The organism is Bacillus sp. SIMBA_005, from assembly GCF_046535585.1.
GTDB classification, from domain to species: domain Bacteria; phylum Bacillota; class Bacilli; order Bacillales; family Bacillaceae; genus Bacillus; species Bacillus pumilus.
Genome location: NZ_JAWRWI010000630.1, coordinates 1 through 261 on the forward strand (window position 1 = coordinate 1; position 261 = coordinate 261).

Sequence of the window (261 nt, forward strand, 5' to 3'; positions counted from 1 at the left end):
GCCGTGAGGATCAGGTGGGACAGCGGGACGGATGCCGCGTTCGCGTAGCCTGCGACCTCGACCTCGTGCGGACGGTCGGCGAAGAACCGCACGCGCACGCGGACGTCCGCCCCGTTGTCGAAGCGCTCGACGCCGATCCAGACCGTCAGGGTCTCGATGCCATCGGCGGTCTCGACGACGCCGCGTGCGGGAGGATCCCCGGCGGCCCGCTCGACGGCATCCGCTTCCTCGGCCGACCAGAGACGCTTGCCGCGTTCGCCG

The 261-nt window shown here is 72.0% G+C and carries 1 protein-coding gene; it reads right to left on the reverse strand.

Going from position 1 to position 261, the window contains the following annotated elements:
* On the reverse strand, positions 1–261 hold a 261-nt coding region (locus SB660_RS21600), incomplete at both ends, for a hypothetical protein (protein ID WP_410584466.1).